This is a genomic window from Pseudomonas guangdongensis, assembly GCF_900105885.1.
Lineage (GTDB): Bacteria > Pseudomonadota > Gammaproteobacteria > Pseudomonadales > Pseudomonadaceae > Geopseudomonas > Geopseudomonas guangdongensis.
In genome coordinates this window covers 2,256,698-2,278,769 of record NZ_LT629780.1, presented here as the reverse complement: position 1 = coordinate 2,278,769, position 22,072 = coordinate 2,256,698, and the positions used below count along the sequence as shown (strand labels likewise).

Annotated in this window: 22 protein-coding genes; 17 read left to right on the top strand and 5 right to left on the bottom strand. The window is 68.1% G+C overall.

All coding sequences use genetic code 11. The features are described from left to right. Positions 1-183: 183 nt before the first annotated feature. The 9 genes from rsxA to sstT all read left to right on the top strand — a co-directional run bounded on the left by rsxA (position 184) and on the right by sstT (position 8,803). Positions 184-768, top strand: a complete 585-nt coding sequence (gene rsxA, locus BLU22_RS10725) for an electron transport complex subunit RsxA (protein WP_090214302.1) — start codon at positions 184-186, stop codon at positions 766-768. After that, complete coding sequence (gene rsxB / locus BLU22_RS10720; protein WP_090214301.1) at positions 765-1,340, top strand: electron transport complex subunit RsxB; 576 nt, start codon at positions 765-767, stop codon at positions 1,338-1,340. Before rsxA ends, rsxB begins: the two co-directional genes overlap by 4 nt. Then, on the top strand, positions 1,337-3,835 hold the full coding sequence (gene rsxC / locus BLU22_RS10715; RefSeq protein WP_090214300.1) for an electron transport complex subunit RsxC: 2,499 nt from the start codon (positions 1,337-1,339) through the stop codon (positions 3,833-3,835). The genes rsxB and rsxC overlap by 4 nt, the downstream gene beginning before the upstream one ends. Positions 3,836-4,028: 193 nt before the next feature. After that, the gene (rsxD, locus tag BLU22_RS10710; RefSeq protein WP_090214298.1) at positions 4,029-5,084 is read left to right on the top strand and encodes an electron transport complex subunit RsxD; all 1,056 of its coding nucleotides are present in this window, start codon (positions 4,029-4,031) and stop codon (positions 5,082-5,084) included. Positions 5,085-5,088: 4 nt separating this feature from the next. After that, entirely contained in the window at positions 5,089-5,739 is a 651-nt protein-coding gene (rsxG, locus tag BLU22_RS10705; protein WP_090214296.1) for an electron transport complex subunit RsxG, read from the top strand. Beyond that, positions 5,736-6,452 carry an electron transport complex subunit E gene (locus BLU22_RS10700; RefSeq protein ID WP_090214295.1) on the top strand — a complete coding sequence of 239 codons (717 nt, stop codon included), beginning with the start codon at positions 5,736-5,738 and terminating at the stop codon, positions 6,450-6,452. Before rsxG ends, BLU22_RS10700 begins: the two co-directional genes overlap by 4 nt. Then, positions 6,449-7,087 (top strand): endonuclease III, encoded by a 639-nt coding sequence (gene nth / locus BLU22_RS10695; RefSeq protein WP_090214293.1) that lies wholly within the window; start codon positions 6,449-6,451, stop codon positions 7,085-7,087. The genes BLU22_RS10700 and nth overlap by 4 nt, the downstream gene beginning before the upstream one ends. Positions 7,088-7,196: 109 nt before the next feature. Then, entirely contained in the window at positions 7,197-7,388 is a 192-nt protein-coding gene (locus BLU22_RS10690; RefSeq protein ID WP_090214292.1) for a PA3496 family putative envelope integrity protein, read from the top strand. Between the two features lie 191 nt (positions 7,389-7,579). Next, complete coding sequence (gene sstT / locus BLU22_RS10685) at positions 7,580-8,803, top strand: serine/threonine transporter SstT (protein ID WP_090214290.1); 1,224 nt, start codon at positions 7,580-7,582, stop codon at positions 8,801-8,803. A 67-nt stretch (positions 8,804-8,870) separates the two neighbouring features. Here sstT and gloA read toward each other — a convergent pair whose 3' ends face one another. Together gloA and BLU22_RS10675 are read right to left on the bottom strand one after the other, a co-directional pair. After that, complete coding sequence (gene gloA, locus BLU22_RS10680; RefSeq protein ID WP_090214289.1) at positions 8,871-9,263, bottom strand: lactoylglutathione lyase; 393 nt, start codon at positions 9,261-9,263, stop codon at positions 8,871-8,873. An 87-nt stretch (positions 9,264-9,350) separates the two neighbouring features. Beyond that, positions 9,351-10,568 carry an argininosuccinate synthase gene (locus BLU22_RS10675; protein ID WP_090214287.1) on the bottom strand — a complete coding sequence of 406 codons (1,218 nt, stop codon included), beginning with the start codon at positions 10,566-10,568 and terminating at the stop codon, positions 9,351-9,353. 148 nt (positions 10,569-10,716) lie between these two features. Here BLU22_RS10675 and pyrC point away from each other — a divergent pair, with 148 nt between their 5' ends. From pyrC to bfr, 4 genes are all read left to right on the top strand, one after another. Next, positions 10,717-11,763 carry a dihydroorotase gene (pyrC, locus tag BLU22_RS10670; protein WP_090214285.1) on the top strand — a complete coding sequence of 349 codons (1,047 nt, stop codon included), beginning with the start codon at positions 10,717-10,719 and terminating at the stop codon, positions 11,761-11,763. Then, complete coding sequence (gene rnt / locus BLU22_RS10665; protein ID WP_090214284.1) at positions 11,760-12,437, top strand: ribonuclease T; 678 nt, start codon at positions 11,760-11,762, stop codon at positions 12,435-12,437. The genes pyrC and rnt overlap by 4 nt, the downstream gene beginning before the upstream one ends. A gap of 144 nt (positions 12,438-12,581) precedes the next feature. Further along, complete coding sequence (locus BLU22_RS10660) at positions 12,582-12,800, top strand: bacterioferritin-associated ferredoxin (protein WP_090214282.1); 219 nt, start codon at positions 12,582-12,584, stop codon at positions 12,798-12,800. Positions 12,801-12,961: 161 nt separating this feature from the next. Beyond that, the gene (bfr, locus tag BLU22_RS10655; protein ID WP_090214281.1) at positions 12,962-13,432 is read left to right on the top strand and encodes a bacterioferritin; all 471 of its coding nucleotides are present in this window, start codon (positions 12,962-12,964) and stop codon (positions 13,430-13,432) included. A gap of 62 nt (positions 13,433-13,494) precedes the next feature. Here the strand turns inward: bfr and grxD are convergent, their stop codons facing one another. Next, positions 13,495-13,818 (bottom strand): Grx4 family monothiol glutaredoxin, encoded by a 324-nt coding sequence (gene grxD / locus BLU22_RS10650; RefSeq protein ID WP_090214279.1) that lies wholly within the window; start codon positions 13,816-13,818, stop codon positions 13,495-13,497. Positions 13,819-14,138: 320 nt separating this feature from the next. Between grxD and argF the strand changes: the two genes are divergently transcribed. After that, positions 14,139-15,056, top strand: a complete 918-nt coding sequence (argF, locus tag BLU22_RS10645) for an ornithine carbamoyltransferase (protein ID WP_090214278.1) — start codon at positions 14,139-14,141, stop codon at positions 15,054-15,056. A gap of 13 nt (positions 15,057-15,069) precedes the next feature. After that, complete coding sequence (locus BLU22_RS10640) at positions 15,070-16,176, top strand: ABC transporter ATP-binding protein (RefSeq protein WP_090214276.1); 1,107 nt, start codon at positions 15,070-15,072, stop codon at positions 16,174-16,176. Positions 16,177-16,183: 7 nt separating this feature from the next. Here the strand turns inward: BLU22_RS10640 and ybaK are convergent, their stop codons facing one another. Continuing rightward, positions 16,184-16,654, bottom strand: coding sequence for a Cys-tRNA(Pro) deacylase (ybaK, locus tag BLU22_RS10635; RefSeq protein ID WP_090214274.1), 471 nt, complete (start codon positions 16,652-16,654; stop codon positions 16,184-16,186). Positions 16,655-16,819: 165 nt separating this feature from the next. Between ybaK and glpD the strand changes: the two genes are divergently transcribed. Then, positions 16,820-18,433 (top strand): glycerol-3-phosphate dehydrogenase, encoded by a 1,614-nt coding sequence (gene glpD / locus BLU22_RS10630; RefSeq protein WP_090214272.1) that lies wholly within the window; start codon positions 16,820-16,822, stop codon positions 18,431-18,433. 168 nt (positions 18,434-18,601) lie between these two features. Here glpD and metE read toward each other — a convergent pair whose 3' ends face one another. Beyond that, on the bottom strand, positions 18,602-20,905 hold the full coding sequence (gene metE / locus BLU22_RS10625) for a 5-methyltetrahydropteroyltriglutamate--homocysteine S-methyltransferase (protein WP_090214271.1): 2,304 nt from the start codon (positions 20,903-20,905) through the stop codon (positions 18,602-18,604). Between the two features lie 241 nt (positions 20,906-21,146). Here metE and metR point away from each other — a divergent pair, with 241 nt between their 5' ends. Next, on the top strand, positions 21,147-22,067 hold the full coding sequence (gene metR / locus BLU22_RS10620; RefSeq protein WP_090214269.1) for a transcriptional regulator MetR: 921 nt from the start codon (positions 21,147-21,149) through the stop codon (positions 22,065-22,067). Positions 22,068-22,072 lie beyond the last annotated feature (5 nt).

Below are 22,072 nucleotides of genomic sequence, written 5' to 3'. Positions count from 1 at the left end.
CGCGCCGCCCCCGGGCGACAATGCGCCGCAGGCCGCAATGGCCCGGCGCAAGGCCGCGCAAATAGCCGAACAGCCACCACTTATTCCCAAAGGTAATTAGGGCGCTGCAATCCCCGACTTGTACGCCATAACCACCTCCACGATAATAGGCGCCCGTTTTTCCGCGGCCCGAGCCCATCGCCCATGACCGAATTCGCCCTCATCCTGGTCAGCGCCATTCTGGTCAACAACTTCGTGTTGGTGCAGTTCCTTGGCCTCTGCCCGTTCATGGGGGTTTCGAAGAAGATCGAAACCGCCATCGGCCTGTCGCTGGCCACCACCTTCGTGCTGACCCTGGCCGCGATGTGCAGCTACCTGATGCACCAGTACGTGCTCAAGCCGCTGGACCTGGAGTTCCTGCGCACCATCAGCTTCATCCTGGTGATCGCCGTGGTGGTGCAGTTCACCGAGATGGTGGTGAACAAGACCAGCCCGATCCTCTATCGGGTGCTGGGCATCTTCCTGCCGCTGATCACCACCAACTGCATCGTCCTCGGCGTGGCGCTGCTCAACGCCAACAAGGCCGAGTTCACCTTCATCACCGCCACCGCCAACGGCTTCGCCGCGGGCCTCGGCTTCTCGCTGGTGCTGGTGCTGTTCGCCGCGATGCGCGAGCGCATCGCCATCGCCGACGTGCCGCTGCCGTTTCGCGGCGCGGCCATCGGCATGATCACCGCCGGCCTGATGTCGCTGGCGTTCATGGGCTTCACCGGATTGATCAAGCTATGAGTCTGGTCCTCATCGCCGTCCTCGCCCTGGCAGCCATCTGCCTGGTCGCCGGCGCCATCCTCGGCTATGCCGCGGTGCGCTTCCGCGTCGAGGGCGATCCCATCGTCGAGCAGATCAACGCCCTGCTGCCGCAGACCCAGTGCGGACAGTGCGGCTACCCGGGCTGCAAGCCCTACGCCGAGGCCATCGCCAACGGCGACAAGATCAACAAGTGCCCGCCCGGCGGGCAGACCACCGTACAGGCACTGGCCGACCTGCTCGACGTCGAGGCCGAGCCGCTGGATGCCGAGGGCGGCGAGAAGCCGCGCATGGTCGCGCGCATCCGCGAGGCCGAGTGCATCGGCTGCACCAAGTGCATCCAGGCCTGCCCGGTGGACGCCATCGTCGGCGCCGCGCGGCAGATGCACACGGTGATCAAGGACGAGTGCACCGGCTGCGACCTGTGCGTCGAGCCCTGCCCGGTCGACTGCATCGACATGGTCGAGGCCGGCACCGACCTGCAGGGCTGGAAATGGGACCGCCCGCTGGCCCCCGGCCAGCTGATCGCCACCGACCGGGAGCAGGCCGCATGAGCGCTATCGCCAAGATCTGGGACATCCCCGGCGGCATCCATCCGCCGGAGCGCAAGGAACTCTCCAACCGCACGCCGCTCCAGCGGGCACCGCTGCCCGACCGGCTGATCCTGCCCCTCGGCCAGCATATCGGCGCCGCCGCCGAGCCCTGCGTGGCGGTCGGCGAGCGGGTGCTCAAGGGCCAGAAGATCGCCGAGGCCAGCGGTTTCGTCAGCGTGCCGCTGCACGCGCCGACCTCCGGCACGGTGAGCTTCATCGGCCCGCAGCCCTACCCGCACGCCTCGGGGATACCCGCGCCGGCCATCGTCATCGACGCCGACGGCCGCGACGAGTGGTGCGCGCTCGCGCCCTGCCCCGACTACCGCGCGCTGGAGGCCGCCGAGCTGCTGGAGAAGATCCGCGACGCCGGGATCAACGGCCTGGGCGGCGCCGGCTTCCCCACCGCGGTCAAGCTCGCCGCACGGCCGCAGCAGAAGATCCGTACGCTGATCCTCAACGGCACCGAGTGCGAGCCGTACATCACCGCCGACGATGTGCTGATGCGCGAGAAGGCCGCGGAACTGGTCGGTGGCATCGACATCCTGGTGCAGCTGATCCAGCCCGACGAGGTACTGATCGGCATCGAGGACAACAAGCCCGAGGCCATCGCCGCGGTGCGCGCAGCGGTCAGCGAGCGCGACTACCAGGTGCGGGTCTTCCCCACCAAGTATCCGTCGGGTGGCGAAAAGCAGCTGATCCAGATCCTCACCGGCCGCGAAGTGCCGGCCGGTGGCCTGCCGGCGGACATCGGCATGCTTTGCCAGAACGTCGGCACCGCAGTGGCCATCCACGACGCCGTGGTACACGGCAAGCCGCTGATCTCGCGTATCGTCACCCTGACCGGCGAGGCGCTGGCGCGACCGATGAACGTCGAGGCGCTGATCGGCACCCCGGTCGGCGAACTGCTGGCCTTCGCCGGCCTCGACAGCGGCAAGCTCGACCGTCTGATCATGGGCGGGCCGATGATGGGCTTCACCCTGCCCTCGCTGGACGTCCCGGCGATCAAGACCAGCAACTGCCTGCTGGCGTCCGCCCGTGGCGAGCTGCCGGCGCCGGCGCCGGCCATGCCGTGCATCCGCTGCGGCGAGTGCGCGCTGGCCTGCCCGGCCAGCCTGCTGCCCCAGCAGCTGCACTTCTTCGCCCTGGGCCAGGAGCACGAACAGCTCAAGGCGCACAACCTGTTCGATTGCATCGAATGCGGCGCCTGCGCCTACGTCTGCCCGTCGAGCATTCCGCTGGTGCAGTACTACCGCGCCTCCAAGGCGGAAATCCGCGAGCTGGAGCAGAAGCAGCAGAAAGCCGAGCACTCCAAGCAGCGTTTCGAGCAACGCCAGGAGCGTCTGCGCCGCGAAGAGGAACGCAAGGAGGCCGAGCGTCGCGCCCGTGCCGAGAAAGCCGCGCGCGCCAAGGCCGCCCAGGCCGAAGCCGCCGCCACACCGACCGCGCCCGCCAGCGCCGACAACAGCGCCGCTGGCGAGGAACTCAAGCGCCTGAAGATCGAGGCCAGCATGGCCCAGGTGGCGCTGAAGAAGGCCGAGAAGCAGCTGGCCCAGCACGACACGCCCGAGCTGCACGCCCAGGTCGCCGAGCTTCGCGCCGCTCTGGAGACGGCGCAGCAGGCCCTCGCCGCGGCCCAGGCCGTCGCACCGGTCGCAGCGCCCACCCCTGCCGCCGCCAAGCCGGCCGGCGACGAAGCGCTGAAGAAGGCCAAGATCGAAGCTGTCATGCTCAAGGCGCAGATCCGCAAGCTGGAGAAGCTCGAAGCCCCGGATACAGAACAGCAGGCCGAGCTGGCAAAACTGCGCGAGCAGCTCGCCATTGCCGATAAGGCACTGGCCGCCGCCGAAAGTGCCGCGCCCGCCCCTGCCGCCGCCAAACCGGCCGGCGACGAGGCGCTGAAGAAGGCCAAGATCGAAGCCGCCATGCTCAAGGCGCAGATCCGCAAGCTGGAAAAGCTCGAAGCACCGGATACCGCACAGCAAACCGAACTGGCCCGGTTGCGCGAACAGCTCGCCACGGCCGAACAGGCGCTCGCGGCGCTGGAGCAGCCGACCACCGTAGCGGCCCCTAAGCCGACCGAGCCGGCCAAGGCCGAGATCGATCCGCTGAAGAAAGCCAAGGTCGAGCTGGCGATGAAGCGCGCCGAACTGAAGAAGGCCGAGAAGGCCGGCGCCGACGAAGCCGGGCTGGCCCAGCTGCGCGAGGCGCTGGCGGGCGCCGAACAGGCCCTGCACGCCGCCGAGGACGCCTCGAACAAGCCGGCGCCGGAGCTGGTGCGTACCGACAAGCGCCCGGTCGACGAGGCCACCCGCGCGCTGAAGACCGAACTGGCCTTCGCCCGCGCCGACCTGCGCAAGCTGGAGCGCGACGAGAACGCCGACCCGGCCGCGCTGGAGGCCGCCCGCGCGCGTCTGGCCGAGGCCGAGCAGACGCTGGCGGAGCAGCAGAGCACATGACCGTAGGGTGGGTTAGCCGCCCGCGGCGTAACCCACCGCTGCCGGCGACAGCCGGCACACGCTGGTCGGCCTTGCAGCCGCATGGTGGGTTATGGCCTGCGGCCTAACCCACCCCACGAACCCCAAGATCATCGCCGGTCACCACCGGCAGGCGGAGGGCAACCTCCCCAGGCAAGCCCACAACGGAGCATCCATGGCCCTGCCCCGCATCACCTCGCCCCATGCCACGGGCCACAATCGCACCCAGAAGGTCATGCAGCTGGTGCTGCTGGCCACCGTGCCCGGCATTCTGGTGCTGACCTGGCTGTACGGCTTCGGCACCCTGATCAACCTCCTCTGGGCCAGCGCCGTCGCCCTCGGCTGCGAAGCCGCGGTGCTGCGCCTGCGCAGCCGCCCGGTGACCTTCTTCCTGCGCGACTGCAGCGCGCTGCTCACCGCCGTGCTGCTGGCCCTGGCCCTGCCGCCGTACTCGCCCTGGTGGCTGACCCTGGTGGCCACCGGCTTTGCCATCGTGTTCGGCAAGCACCTGTTCGGCGGCCTTGGCCAGAACCCGTTCAACCCGGCGATGCTCGGCTACGTGGTGGCGCTGATCTCCTTCCCGGTGGAGATGACCAGCTGGCCGGCGCCGCGCGGCTTCGAGGCCGCCACCCCGACGCTCGGCCTGCTCGAAGGCCTGCAGCGCATCCTCGGCCTGACTGCCGGCCTGCCGGACGCCTGGACCCAGGCCACCGCACTGGATGCCCTCAAGGTCAACAAGAGCCTGACCATCGCCGAGCTGTGGGCAAGCAACCCGGCGTTCGGCAGCCTCGGCGGCTACGGCGCCGAGGCAGTCAACCTGGCGTTCCTCGCCGGCGGCCTGTTCCTGCTCTACAAGCGGGTGTTCACCTGGCACGCGCCAGTGGGCATGCTCGCCGCCCTGGCGCTGATGAGCCTGCTGTTCTGGAACGGCGCAGGCTCCGATTCCAACGGCTCGCCGCTGTTCCACCTGCTCACCGGCGCAACCATGCTCGGCGCCTTCTTCATCGTCACCGATCCGGTATCCGGCGCCACCAGCCTGCGCGGCCGGCTGCTGTTCGGCGCCGGGGTCGGCGTGCTCGCCTACGTGATCCGCGCCTGGGGCGGCTACCCCGACGGCGTGGCCTTCGCCGTGCTGCTGATGAACCTGGCCGCGCCGACCATCGACTACTACACCCGTCCGCGCACCTACGGCCATCGCAAGCCCGAGCGCGGCTTCAAGCTGGGAGAGTGACGCCATGCTGCCGGAAATGCCGCGCTCGATGCTGCGCAACGCCCTGATCCTCGGCCTGTTCGCGGTCGCCACCGTCGGCGTGGTGGCCGTCACCCAGCAGGGCACCGCGACGCGCATCGCCGCCGCCGAGCGCGAGGCGCAGGTGCGCGCGCTGGCCGAGATCCTCCCGGCCGGCAGCTACGACAACCACCTGCTGGACAACAGCCTGCAGCTGACCGACCCGTTGCTCGGCAGCCGCCAGCCGCTGCCGGCCTACCTGGCCCTCAAGGACGGCCGCCCCACGGCGGTGATCCTCCAGGCCATCGCGCCCGATGGCTACAGCGGCAGCATCCGCCTGCTGGTCGGCGTGCAGGCCGACGGCCGACTGGCCGGCGTGCGCGTCCTGCAGCACAAGGAAACCCCGGGCCTGGGCGACAAGATCGAGCTGGCCAAGAATCCCTGGGTGCTGGCCTTCAACGGCAAGTCGCTGAGCGATCCGGGCGAGACCGGCTGGGGCGTGAAGAAGGACCAGGGCGTGTTCGACCAGTTCGCCGGCGCCACCATCACCCCGCGCGCGGTGGTCAAGGCCGTGCACCACGCCCTGCAATACGTCGATGCCCACCGTGCCGAGCTGTTCGGCACGGAGGACCAGCCTGCCGAGGAACTCGCGCAATGAGCCAGAGCTACCGCGAAATCGCCGTCAACGGCCTGTGGAAGAACAATCCCGGCCTGGTCCAGCTGCTCGGCCTGTGCCCGCTGCTCGGCACCAGCAACTCGACGGTCAACGCCCTTGGCCTGGCGCTGGCCACCATGCTGGTGCTGACCTGCTCCAACGCCGCGGTGTCGCTGATCCGCAGCGTTACCCACACCGCCGTGCGCCTGCCGGCGTTCGTGATGATCATCGCCGCGCTGACCACCTGCACCGAACTGCTGATGCAGGCCTACACCTACGAGCTGTACCAGATCCTCGGCATCTTCATCCCGCTGATCACCACCAACTGCGTGATCCTCGGCCGCGCCGACGGCTTCGCGGCGAAGAACGGCATCGCCCGTTCGGCCTTCGACGGCCTGATGATGGGTACCGGCTTCGGCCTGGTGCTGGTGGTGCTCGGCGCGATCCGCGAACTGCTCGGCAGCGGCACCCTGCTGGCCGACATGCAGCTGCTGTTCGGCGCCGGCGCGGCAGGCTGGCGCATCGAGGCGTTCGGCAGCGACTACCGGGGCTTCCTGCTGGCCATCCTGCCGCCGGGCGCCTTCCTGGTGATGGGCCTGCTGATCGCCGGCAAGAACCTCGTCGACACCCGCCTGGAGGCTCGCGCCAAGGCCCGGGCCGGCGCGCCGCAGGCGGCGGTCAGCCGCCGCGTGCGGGTCACCGGGGTGGTGGAATGAATGCCGCCAAGCGCGCGGAGATCTTCCGCCGTCTGAAGGAGGACAACCCCGAGCCGACCACCGAGCTGGAATACCAGAGCGTGTTCGAGCTGCTGGTGGCGGTGATCCTCTCCGCCCAGGCCACCGACGTGGGGGTCAACAAGGCCACCGCCAGGCTGTTCCCGGTGGCCAACACCCCCGAGGCGATCCACGCCCTGGGCGTCGAGGGCCTGGAGCAGTACATCAAGACCATCGGCCTGTACCGCAGCAAGGCGAAGAACGTCATCGAGACCTGCCGCCTGCTGATCGAGCGCCACAACGGCGCGGTGCCGAGCACCCGCGAGGAACTGGAAGCGCTGCCCGGCGTCGGCCGCAAGACCGCCAACGTGGTGCTCAACACCGCCTTCCGCCAGCCGGCCATGGCGGTGGACACCCACATCTTCCGGGTCAGCAACCGCACCGGCATCGCCCCGGGCAAGACCGTGCTGGAGGTGGAGAAGAAGCTGGTGAAGTTCGTGCCCAGGGAATACCTGCTCGACGCCCATCACTGGCTGATCCTGCACGGCCGCTACGTGTGCAAGGCGCGCAAGCCGCAGTGCGGCAGCTGCCGGATCGAGGATCTTTGCGAGTACAAGGCGAAGACTTCGGACGATTGATCCTGCATTGAAAATTCGCATCGAGCGATAAATAAAATCTCTTTTACCCTCCAGAAGTTTGCCGCTATAAGGACCGCGAAACGGTCCCCTGTTTTCTGGAGTAGCAGCCATGGCCCAAGCCAAAGCCGACCTCGACCTGGAAGAAGACTTCGTCGTCGATGCCGAACAGGACGACACCCCCGCCGCCAGCGAAACCCCGGCCGGCAAGACCAGCAGCCTGGCCAAGCGCCGGGTGATCGACAACCTGCTGGAAGAGCGCCGCCTGAAGAAGCAGCTGTCGGAATACGACTTCGACCTGTAACCGCTCCGCGCCGCCCGGACCCGGGCGGCGCTGTCACGGCCGACTTACCGGCGGCACTTCTCCAGCTCCCGGGCTCGCCCTACAATCGCCCCCTTTCGCACGGGGATCTCCCCGTACACCGCAGCAAACGGACGGCGCTGCCCGCCGTCGACGACTGCGCGCAGTGGCATCCGGGACCCTCGAGACGACCCATGAGCCACGCCACCGCTTCCCCACGCCCTCTCCTGCAGCGCCTCGCGCGCACCAGTCTGGTGAGCCAGATCGTCGTCGGCCTGCTCGCCGGCGCCCTGCTGGCGGCGCTCGCCCCGCAGGCCGCGCTGTCCGCCGGCTTCGTCGGCACCCTGTTCGTCGCCGCGCTCAAGGCCGTGGCGCCGCCGCTGGTATTCCTGCTGGTCGCCTCGGCCATCGCCAGCCACAAGCGCGGCCAGCCCACCCATATCCGCCCGGTGCTGCTCCTCTACCTGGTCAGCACCATGGCCGCCGCCCTGGTCGGGGTGGCCGCCAGCTTCCTGTTCCCCTCGACGCTGCTGCTCAGCGGCGCCGGCGTCGATGCCAGCGCCCCCGGCGGCATCGGCGAGGTGCTGGCCGCGCTGCTCGCCAGCCTGCTGAGCAACCCGGTACAGGCCCTGCTCGACGCCAACTTCATCGGCATCCTCGCCTGGGCCATCGGCCTGGGACTAGCGCTGCGCCACGGCAGCGAAACCACCCGCACCGTGCTCCACGACCTGTCCCATGGCCTGTCGGAGATCGTCCGCGTAGTGATCCGCTTCGCCCCGCTGGGCGCCTTCGGCCTGATCGCCGCGGCGCTGGCCGAGACCGGCCTCGACGCACTGGCCGGCTACGCGCGCCTGCTGGCGGTGCTGGTCGGCTGCATGCTGCTGGTCGCCCTGGTGGTCAACCCGCTGATCGTGTTCTGCAAGATCCGCCGCAACCCCTACCCGCTGGTGTTCACCTGCCTGCGCGAAAGCGGCATCACCGCCTTCTTCACCCGCAGCTCGGCGGCCAACATCCCGGTCAACCTGCAGCTGTGCGAACGCCTGGGCCTGCACGAGGACACCTACTCGGTGTCGATCCCCCTGGGCGCCACCATCAACATGGCCGGCGCGGCCATCACCATCAGCGTCCTGACCCTGGCGGCGGTGAACACCCTGGGCATCGCCGTGGACATCCCCACCGCCCTGCTGCTCTGCGTGATCGCCTCGCTCAGCGCCGCCGGCGTCTCCGGCGTGGCCGGCGGCTCGCTGCTGCTGATCCCGCTGGCCACCAGCCTGTTCGGCATCCCCAGCGAGATCGCCATGCAGGTGGTGGCCATCGGCTTCATCATCAGCATCGTGCAGGACTCCGCCGAAACCGCGCTGAACTCCTCCACCGACGTGCTGCTCACCGCCGCCGCCTGCCTGGCGAAGCGGGACTGAAGCGGCCGCACCAAGGCCCCAACGCAAAGCCCCGCCAGATGGCGGGGCTTTGCGTTGGGCAGCGTGCTCAGTCGTTGCGCTGCGGCGAGAGCAGCTCGATCTTGTAGCCGTCCGGGTCCTCGACGAAGGCGAGGATGCTCGAACCGTGCTTCATCGGTCCCGGCTCGCGGGTGATCTTGCCGCCACGGGCGCGGATGTCCTCGCAGGCCTTGTAGACGTCCTCGACTTCCAGGGCGATGTGGCCATAGCCGGTGCCCAGCTCGTAGCGGTCGACGCCCCAGTTGTAGGTCAGCTCGATCACGCTGTTCTCGGCCTCGTTGCCGTAGCCGACGAAGGCCAGGGTGAACTGGCCGTCCGGGTAGTCCTTGCGGCGCAGCAGGGTCATTCCCAGCACTTCGGTGTAGAAGGCGATCGACTTGTCCATATCGCCGACGCGCAGCATGGTGTGCAGCAGTCTCATCAGGGATCTCCTTGGCGTTTCACGGTGCACAAAGCATGACCCCGGCACACGGCCGGGGTCATGGTCAGGCTCGGTGCAGACAGCTTATCAGAGCGGGCTGCGGCCCTTGCCGGCGGCGATGCGCAGGCGCAGGGCGTTGAGCTTGATGAAGCCCGCGGCGTCGGCCTGGTCGTAGGCGCCGGCATCGTCCTCGAAGGTGGCGATGTTGGCGTCGAACAGCGAGTCGTCGGACTTGCGACCGACCACGATGACGTTGCCCTTGTACAGCTTCAGGCGCACCACGCCGTTCACGGTAGCCTGGGAGGCATCGATCATCTGCTGCAGCATCAGACGCTCCGGGCTCCACCAGTAGCCGTTGTAGATCAGGCTGGCGTACTTGGGCATCAGCTCGTCTTTCAGGTGGGCCACTTCGCGGTCGAGGGTGATCGACTCGATGGCGCGGTGGGCCTTGAGCATGATGGTGCCGCCGGGAGTCTCGTAGCAGCCGCGCGACTTCATGCCGACGTAGCGGTTCTCGACGATGTCCAGGCGGCCGATGCCGTTCTCGCCACCGATCTTGTTCAGCTGGGTCAGCACCTGGGCCGGGGTCATCTCGACGCCGTCGATGGCGACGATGTCGCCGGCGCGGTAGGTCAGCTCAATGTAGGTCGGCACGTTCGGCGCGGCTTCCGGGGACTGGGTCCAGCGCCACATGTCCTCTTCGTGCTCGGTCCAGGTGTCTTCCAGCACGCCGCCTTCATAGGAGATGTGCAGCAGGTTGGCATCCATGGAGTACGGCGACTTCTTCTTGCCATGGCGCTCGATCGGGATCTCGTGCTTGGCGGCGTAGTCCATCAGCTTCTCGCGCGACAGCAGGTCCCACTCGCGCCAGGGCGCGATGACCTTGACGCCCGGCTTCAGCGCGTAGGCGCCCAGCTCGAAGCGCACCTGGTCGTTGCCCTTGCCGGTGGCGCCGTGAGAGATGGCGTCGGCGCCGGTCTCGTTGGCGATCTCGATCAGGCGCTTGGCGATCAGCGGACGGGCGATGGAGGTACCCAGCAGGTACTCGCCTTCGTACACGGTGTTGGCACGGAACATCGGGAAGACGAAGTCGCGGACGAACTCTTCGCGCAGGTCGTCGATGTAGATTTCCTTGACGCCCATGGCCTGGGCCTTGGCGCGGGCCGGCTCGACTTCCTCGCCCTGGCCGAGATCAGCGGTGAAGGTCACCACTTCGCAGTTGTAGGTATCCTGCAGCCACTTGAGGATCACCGAGGTGTCCAGGCCGCCGGAATAGGCCAGAACAACCTTTTTAACGTCCGCCATGCGTTTCTCCACGGGGGTTTTCTACGAAAAGGCCGATTCTACTGCCGCCTCCGGCGAATTTACAGGGGAGCCGGGGCGCAGGATGACCGTCCGCGCGCTTTTCGGTAGCATCACGCCCCTACGAGTCACCCCGCCTGGAATTCCCCGCATGTCCGACCGCCTGACCCTGCTGCGTCCCGACGACTGGCACATCCACCTGCGCGACGGCGCCGCCCTGGCGCACACCGTCCCCGACGCCGCGCGCACCTTCGGCCGCGCCATCATCATGCCCAACCTGGTGCCGCCGGTACGCAATGCCGAGCAGGCCGCGGCATACCGCGAGCGCATCCTGGCCGCCCGCCCGGCCGGCAGCCGCTTCGAGCCGCTGATGGTGCTCTATCTCACCGACAAGACCAGCGCCGAGGACATCCGCGCGGCCAAGGCCGGCGGTCTGGTGCACGCCGCCAAGCTGTACCCGGCCGGCGCCACCACCAACTCGGATTCGGGCGTCACCAGCGTCGACAACATCTTCCCGGTACTGGAAGCCATGGCCGAAGTCGGCCTGCCGCTGCTGGTGCACGGCGAGGTGACCCACGCCGACATCGACGTGTTCGACCGCGAGAAGCGCTTCATCGACGAGAACCTGCGCCGGGTGGTCGAGCGCTTCCCGACCCTCAAGGTGGTGTTCGAGCACATCACCACCGCCGACGCCGCGCAGTTCGTGCGCGAGGCCTCGGCCAACGTCGCAGCCACCATCACCGCCCATCACCTGCTGTACAACCGCAACCACATGCTGGTCGGCGGCATTCGTCCGCACTTCTATTGCCTGCCGATCCTCAAGCGCAACACCCACCAGGAAGCCCTGCTGGACGCCGCCACCAGCGGCAATCCGAAGTTCTTCCTCGGCACCGACTCGGCGCCGCACGCCCGCCACGCCAAGGAGGCCGCCTGCGGCTGCGCCGGCTGCTACACCGCCTATGCCGCCATCGAGCTGTACGCCGAGGCCTTCGACCGCCGCGGCGCGCTGGACAAGCTGGAAGGCTTCGCCAGCCAGTTCGGCCCGGACTTCTACGGCCTGCCGCGCAACAGCGAGCGCATCACCCTGATCCGCGAGGACTGGGTGGCGCCGACCGAGCTGCACTTCGGCGACCACACCCTGGTACCGCTGCGCGCCGGCGAGAAACTGCACTGGCGCGTGCTGGAGGGCCAGGCATGAGCGAGCAGATCGACTACGACGAATACGAGCTGGAACCCCACAGCGGTGGCCTGAAACCGCCGATGGCGCGGCGCTTCCGCGGCTTCCTGCCGGTGGTGGTGGACGTCGAGACCGGCGGCTTCAACAGCGCTACCGACGCCCTGCTGGAAATCGCCGCCACCACCGTCGCCATGGACGACGACGGCTTCCTCTATCCTGAGCACACCTACTTCTACCGCATCGAGCCGTTCGAGGGCGCCAACATCGAACAGGCGGCGCTGGACTTCACCGGCATCAAGCTGGGTCACCCGCTGCGCATGGCGGTCAGCGAGGAACAGGCGCTGGGCGAGATATTCAAGGGCGTGCGCAAGTCGCTGAAGGCCAGCGGCTGCAAGCGCGCGGTGCTGGTCGGCCACAACGCCAGCTTCGATCTGGGCTTCCTCAACGCCGCGGTGGCGCGCTGCGGGATCAAGCGCAACCCGTTCCACCCGTTCTCCAGCTTCGACACCGCCACCCTGGCCGGCCTCGCCTACGGCCAGACCGTGCTGGCCAAGGCCTGCCAGGCAGCGGACATCCCGTTCGACAACCGCGAGGCGCACAACGCCCGCTACGACACCGAGAAGACCGCCGAACTGTTCTGCGGCATCGTCAACCGCTGGAAGGAAATGGGCGGCTGGATCGACTTCGACGAGTGAGCGATCGGCTACTGCACCGTCTTCCGCAACCCCGGCTCCGGCCGGGGTTTTCGTTATCCGACAGAATGCACACCCGCAGCATTTGACAGTATTTCTTATTAACATTAGCATCCCCGCATCAACCAACTGTCTGCGGGTTCTGCCATGTACGTCTGTCTCTGCCAGGGTGTCACCGACAACCACCTTCGCGATGCCGTCTACGAAGGATGCTGCAGCTACCGCGAGGTGCGCGAGAGCACCGGCGTCGGCACCCAGTGCGGCAAGTGCGCCTGCCTGGCCAAGCAGGTGGTGCGCGAGACCCTCAGCGACCTGCAGGGCGCCCAGGCCGCCCTCGCCTATCCGGCCGCTTTCGCTGCCTGCTGAATCCGCGACCGGCGCCCCGCCCGCCGGACACGACTGCTCCCGCCCCTCTGCCTGGCCGTGCCCACCCGGCACGGCGCCACCCTCGGCTGCGCCATTTGACAGCGCCCGGCGCCGGCACCAGACTCTTGGCCTATCACCCACGGCCCAAGGCGGATCCCGGCATGAAAGGCGACAAGAAAGTCATCCAGCACCTGAACAAGATCCTCGGCAACGAGCTGGTGGCGATCAACCAGTACTTCCTGCATGCGCGCATGTACGAGGACTGGGGCCTGGAGAAGCTCGGCAAGCACGAGTACAAAGAATCCATCGACGAGATGAAGCATGCCGACAAGCTGGTCAAGCGCATCCTGTTCCTCGAAGGGCTGCCCAACCTGCAGGATCTGGGCAAGCTGCTGATCGGCGAGAACACCAAGGAAATGCTCGAGTGCGACCTCAAGCTCGAACACAAGGGCCTGGCCGACCTCAAGGCCGCCATCGCCTATTGCGAGAGCTGCGGCGACTACGCCACCCGCGAGCTGCTGGAGGACATCCTCGAATCCGAGGAAGAGCACATCGACTGGCTGGAAACCCAGCTCGGCCTGATCGAGAAAATCGGCCTGGAGAACTACCTGCAGTCGCAGATGGGCGAATGAGCGCCTCATGAAACGAAGAAGCCCCTCAATGAGGGGCTTCTTCGTTCAGGGCCGCAGGACGGTCACTCGCCCTTGCTGACCGCCGCCTTGATCAGCGGCTGCAGTTCGCCCTTCTCGTGCATTTCCAGAATGATGTCGCTGCCGCCGATCAGCTCGCCGTCGACCCACAGCTGCGGGAAGGTCGGCCAGTTGGCGTACTTGGGCAGGTTGGCGCGGATTTCCGGGTGCTGGAGGATGTCGACATAGGCGAACTTCTCGCCGCAGGCCATCACCGCCTGGGAGGCACGTGCGGAGAAGCCGCACTGCGGAGCATTCGGCGAGCCCTTCATGTACAGCAGGACAGGGTTGCTGGCGATCTGTTCTTTGATGGTTTCAATGATGTCCATGGTCTACCTCGGCTGAAGGGTTCCGGCGCGCGGCCGGCGCGATGGGCCGATTGTAACGGAAAGCCGAGCGTATCGCTCGGCCTTGCAGCATCGCGCAAGGCCGCTGCCAGACCTGGCCCGGCAGCACTCATGCACCCAATTGGGGCAACAGTGCGCCGTTAATATGGCGCAAATATGTACTGGTTTGCGCAATCGCTCGATTTCCTTATAAGATCGACGCCTTTCCTTAGAGCGCCGCTCCGCGCGGTCCCGCCGCAGGTCTAGCCCGTTTTTTCTGCAAAGCCGGTCATTTCTGCGGCCTGTCATACAGGTAGTGAATAATGAGCGTTCGGCACTTTCTCTCGTTGATGGATTGCACGCCCCAGGAGCTGGCCGGCCTGATCCGCCGCGGTATCGAGCTGAAAGAGCTGCGTAATCGCAGCGTGCTTTACGAACCGCTGAAGAACCGTGTGCTGGGGATGATCTTCGAGAAAGCCTCGACCCGTACCCGCCTGTCCTTCGAAGCCGGGATGATCCAGCTCGGCGGCCAGGCGATCTTCCTTTCCCCGCGCGATACCCAGCTCGGCCGCGGCGAACCCATCGCCGACACCGCCATCGTCATGTCGCGGATGCTCGACGCGGTGATGATCCGCACCTTCGCCCACCAGAACGTCCTCGACTTCGCGGCCCACTCGCAGGTGCCGGTGATCAACGGCCTGACCGACGATCTGCACCCCTGCCAGCTGCTGGCCGATATGCAGACCTTCCACGAGCACCGCGGTTCGATCCAGGGCAAGACCGTTGCCTGGATCGGCGACGGCAACAACATGTGCAACACCTACGCCCAGGCCGCCGTGCAGTTCGACTTCCAGCTGCGCATCGCCTGCCCGGAAGGCTTCGAGCCCAAGCAGGAATTCCTCGACCAGGCCGCCGGCCGCGTGACCCTGACCCGCGACCCGTACGCAGCGGTGGCCGGCGCCCATCTGGTGAGCACCGACGTCTGGGCCTCGATGGGCCAGGAAGAGGAGCTGGCTGCGCGCATCCAGCGCTTCGCGCCCTATCAGGTCAGCCGCGCGCTGCTCGATGCCGCCGCCCCGGACGTGCTGTTCATGCACTGCCTGCCGGCGCACCGCGGCGAGGAAATCAGCACCGACCTGCTCGACGACCCACGCTCGGTCGCCTGGGACCAAGCCGAGAACCGCCTGCACGCCCAGAAGGCGCTGCTGGAATTCCTCGTCGAACACGCCTACCGCGCCTGACCCCGGAACGCCGATGAACCACGACCTGCTGCTCAACCTGCGCGACCTGGCCTGCGGCTACCGCGACCAGTCGGTGGTGCAGAACCTCAACCTGCACCTCAACGCCGGCGACATCGGTTGCCTGCTCGGGCCGTCGGGCTGCGGCAAGACCACCACCCTGCGCGCCATCGCCGGTTTCGAGCCGGTGCATACCGGCAGCATCGAACTGGCCGGCGAGGTCATTTCCCGGCCGGGCTTCACCCTCGCCCCGGAAAAGCGCCGCATCGGCATGGTGTTCCAGGACTACGCGCTGTTCCCGCACCTGACGGTGGCCGAGAACATCGCCTTCGGCATCCGCAAACACCCCGAACGCGAGCGCATCGCCCGCGAGATGCTCGAACTGGTCAACCTCGGCGCCCTCGGCAAGCGCTACCCCCATGAGCTGTCCGGCGGCCAGCAGCAGCGCGTCGCCCTGGCCCGCGCGCTGGCGCCCGAACCGCGCCTGCTGCTGCTCGACGAGCCGTTCTCCAACCTCGACGGCGAACTGCGCCGCCGGCTCAGCCACGAGGTCCGCGAGATCCTCAAGTCGCGCGGCACCAGCGCCATCCTGGTCACCCACGACCAGGAGGAAGCCTTCGCGGTCAGCGATCAGGTCGGCGTGTTCAAGAACGGCCGCCTGGAGCAGTGGGACACCCCCTACAACCTCTACCACGAGCCGCTGACCCCCTTCGTCGCCAGCTTCATCGGCCAGGGCTACTTCGTCCGCGGCCAGATGCTCAGCCACGACACGGTACAGACCGAACTGGGAGTGGTGAGCGGCAACCGCGCCTACCAGTGGGCCGCCGGCACCGCGGTGGACATGCTGCTGCGCCCCGACGACATCGTCTACGCGCCGCACAGCGAGCTGAAGGCGCGCATCGTCGGCAAGACCTTCCTCGGCGCGGCGACCCTGTACCGCCTGCAGCTACCCACCGGCACCCAGCTGGAATCGATCTTCGCCAGCCACGACGACCACGCGCTCGGCGAGGACGTCGGCATCCAGGTCGCCGCCGACCATCTGGTGGTGTTCCTCGCCCAGGGCAGCATCGCCGCGCAGATGACCCTCGAATCCGGCGTGCGCCGCTACAGCAGCGCCAGCTGAGACCCGCTCAGGGACGCCCGATGGCGGCGAACGCCCCGCGGGTGTGCTCGGCCAGCACCGCCGCGGCCAGCTCCACCTCCAGCCCGCGCCGCCCGGCGCTGACGAAGATGCTCGGGAACTCCTGCGCCGAGGCGTCGATGAAGGTGCGCAGGCGCTTCTTCTGTCCCAGCGGACTGATCCCGCCGAGCAGGTAACCGGTGGCGCGCTGCGCCGCCGCCGGATCGGCCATGTCGGCCTTCTTCACCCCCGCCGCCTGGGCCAGCGCCTTGAGATCCAGGCTGCCGGCCACCGGCACCACCGCCACCAGCAGCTCGCCCTTCTCGCTGGCGGCGAGCAGCGTCTTGAACACCCGCGAAGGCTCCAGGCCAAGCTTCTCCGCCGCCTCCAGGCCGTAGGACGGCGCCTTGGGGTCGTGGGTGTAACTGTGCACCGTGTGCGCGGCGCGAACTTTCTTCAACAGATCGATGGCGGGGGTCATGCTGGCTTCACGAAAAGGGTCGAGAATGAAAGTCGAGGCGCACATGGACGACTGCTAAAGGGCAGGCCTGCGCGCACCGCCGCGAAGATAACGCAAAAGCCGACAGCCGGGCAGCCGCCCGCGAGCCGGGCCATGGAAGCCCCCATAACAAAAGGCGCCGCCAGCATGAACACCCACACCCCCAGCACCGCGCCCCTGGCCGAGGTCTACGACCTGGCCGTGATCGGCGGCGGCATCAACGGCTGCGGCATCGCCGCCGACGCCGCCGGCCGCGGCCTGTCGGTGCTGCTCTGCGAACAGCACGACCTAGCCGCACACACGTCCTCGGCGAGCAGCAAGCTGATCCACGGCGGCCTGCGCTACCTGGAACACCACGAATTCCGCCTGGTGCGCGAGGCCCTCGGCGAGCGCGAGGTGCTGCTGGACATGGCGCCGCATCTGGTACGCCCGCTGCGCTTCGTCCTCCCCCACCGCCCGCACCTGCGCCCGGCGTGGATGATCCGCGCCGGCCTGTTCCTCTACGACCACCTCGGCGCCCGCCACAGCCTGCCCGGCTCGCGGCACCTGAGCTTCGGCCCCGGCTGCCCGCTCAAGGCCGAGATCGGCGACGGCTTCGAGTACTCCGACTGCTGGGTCGACGATGCCCGCCTGGTGGTGACCAACGCCATCGCCGCTCGCGAGCGCGGCGCGCATATCCATGTGCAGACCCGCTGCGTCGGCGCGCGGCGCAGCAAGGGCCTCTGGCACCTGCACCTGGAGCGCGCCGACGGCAGCCGCGTATCGCTGCGCGCCCGCGCCCTGGTCAACGCCGCCGGCCCTTGGGCCGAGCGCGTGCTCCACGACGTCCTGCACCAGCGCAGCGAGCAGCACCTGCGCCTGATCCAGGGCAGCCACATCGTGGTACCGCGCCTGCACGACGGCGAGCAGGCCTACATCCTGCAGAACCGCGACGGGCGCATCGTCTTCGTCATCCCCTGGCTGCAGCGCTTCAGCCTGATCGGCACCACCGACCGCGAGTACCACGGCGACCCGGCAGCGGTGCGCATCAGCGAGGAGGAAATCGACTACCTGCTGGCGGTGGTCAACGAACACTTCCGCCGGCAGATCGGACGCAACGACATCCTCAGCCACTTCTCCGGCGTGCGCCCGCTATACGACGATGCCAGTGGCGAGCCGGCGACGATCACCCGCGACTACCGCCTGGTGCTGGACAGCGAGCACGGCCACGCCCCGCTGCTGTCGGTGTTCGGCGGCAAGCTGACCACCTACCGCAAGCTGGCCGAGGCGGCGCTGGCCCAGCTGGCGCCGTTCCTGCCCTCGATGGGGCCGAGCTGGACCGCCCGCAGCAAGCTGCCCGGCGCCGAGGAGCTGGAATCGGTGAGCGCGCTGACCGAGGCGCTGTGCCAGGCCCATGGCTGGCTGGCCGCCGACCTGGCCAGGCGCTGGGCCAGCAGCTACGGCACCCGCGCCTTGCGACTGCTGGACAACGTGCACTGCCTGATGGAGCTGGGCGAGAACTTCGGCGCCGGCCTGTACGCCCGCGAAGTGGACTACCTGTGCGACGAGGAGTGGGCGCTCGATGCCGAGGACATCCTCTGGCGGCGGACCAAGCTCGGCCTGCTGCTTGGCCCGATGCAGAAACAGAAGCTGGTGCGCTATCTGGCCGGCAGGACGGCGGGCACCGCGCAGGGCGAGGTCGTGGTGCACCAACGCCTGGGCGGTCACCCGGTCCTGCTGCGCGACCAGGGCAACGGCACGCCACGCACGCCGCTGCGCTGAAACACCGCGGCGGCAGGCCGGGCCGGTGCTGTCCTGAGGCGTAGGGTGGACAACCGCGCAGCGTTGTCCACCATCAGCCGGCGCGTGCATCCGTCGTGATCGACCGGGGCGCAGGAGCGCCCGACATGTCGTTCCCACGCTGGAGCGTGGGAACGATCGAGTCAGCTCCTACGCCGCCGCCTGCGCCTTGCCGCGCAGCTGCTGCGCCGCACCGACCATGTGCTCCAACGCCCTGAGGGTTTCCGCACAGCCGCGGGTCTTCAGGCCGCAGTCGGGGTTGACCCACAGCCGCTCGGCGGGGATGTGCTCCGCCGCTTTCTCGATCAGCGCGACCATCTCCGCCACCGTCGGCACCCGCGGCGAGTGGATGTCGTAGACGCCCGGGCCGATCTCGTTGGGATACTCGAACGCCTCGAAGGCCTCCAGCAGCTCCATCTGCGAGCGCGAGGTCTCGATGGTGATGACGTCGGCGTCCATCGCCGCGATGGCCTCGATCACGTCGTTGAACTCGCTGTAGCACATGTGTGTGTGGATCTGCGTGGCGTCATCCACCCCGCTGGCGCACAGGCGGAAGGCCTCCACCGCCCAGTCTAGGTAGTGCTGCCAGGCGCCGCGGCGCAGCGGCAGGCCCTCGCGGAACGCCGCCTCGTCGATCTGGATGATGCCGATGCCGGCCGCTTCCAGGTCCTGCACCTCGTCGCGGATCGCCAGCGCCAACTGGCGCGCCTGCACCTCGCGGCTAACGTCCTCGCGCGGGAACGACCACATCAGCATGGTCACAGGTCCCGTGAGCATGCCCTTCATCGGCTTGGCGGTCAGGCTCTGCGCGTAGCGTATCCACTCCACGGTCATCGGCCGCGGCCGGCCCAGGTCGCCATAGATGATCGCCGGCTTGACGCAGCGCGAGCCATAGCTCTGCACCCAGCCGAAGCGGGTGAAGGCGTAGCCGTCGAGCTGCTCGGCGAAGTACTCGACCATGTCGTTGCGCTCGGCCTCGCCGTGCACCAGCACGTCCAGCCCCAGCTGCTCCTGCACGCCCACCGCATGGCGGATCTCGGCCTGCATGGCCTCGGTGTAGTCGGCCTCGCCGAGCTTGCCCAGCTTGTACGACTGGCGCGCCAGACGGATCGCCGCGGTCTGCGGGAAGGAGCCGATGGTGGTGGTCGGGAACGCCGGCAGATCGAGGCGCGCACGCTGCTGCACGATGCGTTCGGCAAACGGGCTGGCGCGGCGGCTGTCGGCCGGCACCACCTGCGCCAGACGGGCCTGCACCGCCGGATTGTGGATGCGCGGCGACTGGGCGCGCGCCTGCTGCACTGCACGGCTGGCGGCCAGCGCAGCCTGCACCTCGGGCGCGTCCGGCTGGTTCAGCGCGCGGGCCAGCAGCGCCACCTCCTCGCACTTCTGCACGGCGAAGGCCAGCCAGCCCTTCAGCTCGACGTCCAGGCGGTCCTCGCGGTTGAGATCCACCGGGCTGTGCAGCAGCGAGCAGGACGGCGCCACCCACAGGCGCTCGCCGACCCGTTCGTGCGCCTCGCGCAGTACGGCCAGCGCATGCTCCAGGTCACAGCGCCAGACGTTGCGGCCGTTGACCACGCCGAGCGACAGCACCTTGTAGGCCGGCAGGCGGTCGAGGATCGCCGGGAACTGCTCGGGGGCGCGCACCAGGTCGATGTGCAGGCCGTCTACCGGCAGGCCGGCGGCCAGACCCAGGTTGTCCTCCAGGCCGGCGAAGTAGGTGGCTACCAGCTTGCGGCACGGCTCGCGCTGCAGCAGGTTGTAGGCGCGTTCGAAGGCGGTCTTCCAGGCCTGCGGCAGGTCGAGGGCGAGGATCGGCTCGTCGATCTGTACCCAGTCGACGCCGAGCGCGGCGAGGCGCTGCAACACCTCGCCATACACCGGCAGCAGATGTTCGAGCAGCTCCAGCTTGTCGAACTCGTCGCCGCGCACCTTGCCCAGCCACAGATAGGTCAGCGGGCCGATCAGCACCGGCTTGACCGCATGGCCCAGCGCGCGGGCCTCGGCGACCTCCTCGAACAGCTGCTCCCAGCTCAGGCGGAACTCTTGGTCGCGGGAGAACTCGGGGACCAGATAGTGGTAGTTGGTGTCGAACCACTTGGTCATCTCCAGCGCCTGCGCGCCGCCGCCCCCGCAGCAACCGGCACTGGCGCCGCGGGCCATGGCGAACAGGGTGTCGAGGGTGACGCGGCCGTCGGCGCCACGGAAGCGCTCGGGCACCACGCCAAACATCAGCGAGTGGCCCAGCACCTGGTCGTACCAGGCGAAGTCGCCGACCGGCAGCAGCTCGATGCCGGCGTCCTGCTGCAACTGCCAGTGCGCGGCGCGCAGTTGGCGACCGACCGCGCGTAGCCCGGCCTCGTCCAGTTCGCCTTTCCAGTAGGCTTCCAGGGCCTTCTTCAGCTCGCGGTCGCGGCCGATGCGCGGAAAGCCGAGGGTGTGCGCCAATGCCATTTGTCTGTCTCCGTATTGGTTGAGTGGCCGGCATTGTCGACAGCCACCGCCACATGAGACAAACTCAATAAATTCTTGATGATCTACAATTTCCCTCACGATAAGGCTGCCGCAGGGTGGAAAACGACCGCAGGTCTTTTCCACCGGAGCCCGCCGCGGCTGTCGTGAACGGTGGAAAATCGCTGCGCGCGCTTTCCACGAAGGGCCATCCACCCCATGCAACCTTTCCGCCGAGGCCGCCATGCTCGAACTGCGCCACCTGAAGACCCTGCACGCCCTGCGCGAATCCGACAGCCTGGTGGAGGCCGCCGAGCGCCTGCACCTGACCCAGTCCGCCCTCTCCCACCAGTTCAAGGAGCTGGAGGAACGCCTCAGCCTGTCGCTGTTCGTGCGCAAGACCAAGCCGCTGCGCTTCACCAGCGCCGGGCTGCGCCTGCTGCAGCTGGCCGACGCGGTGCTGCCGCAGCTGCGCAGCGCCGAACGCGACCTGGCGCGGCTGGCCGGAGGGACTGCGGGAAGGCTGCATATGGCCATCGAGTGCCACAGCTGCTTCCAGTGGCTGATGCCGACCATCGACCAGTTCCGCGACGCCTGGCCCGAGGTGGAGCTGGACCTGGCCTCGGGCTTCTCCTTCGCCCCGCTGCCGGCGCTGGCGCGCGGCGATCTGGATCTGGTGGTCACCTCCGACCCGGTGGAGCTGGCCGGCATCACCTATGTGCCGCTGTTCACCTACGAGGCGCAGCTCGCCGTGGCCAACCAGCACCCGCTGGCCAACAGGCCGTATGTCACTCCCGAGGATCTGGCCGGCGAGACGCTGATCCACTACCCGGTGGAGCGCGACCGCCTGGACATCTTCACCCGTTTCCTCGACCCGGCCGACGTCGAGCCAGCCGGACTGCGCACCGCCGAGCTGACGGTGATGATGCTGCAGCTGGTGGCCAGCGGTCGCGGGGTCAGCTGCCTGCCCAACTGGGCGCTGCACGAGTACAGCTCGCGCGGCTACGTGACGGCGAAGAAGCTCGGCGAAAAAGGCCTGTACGCCACCCTATACGCCGGCATCCGCGCCGACATGCTGGATGCGCCGTTCATGCGCGATTTCCTCCTCACCGCCAAGGACACCTCGTTCGCCACCCTCGAAGGGGTGAGCGCAGCGCGGGGGTAACCGCG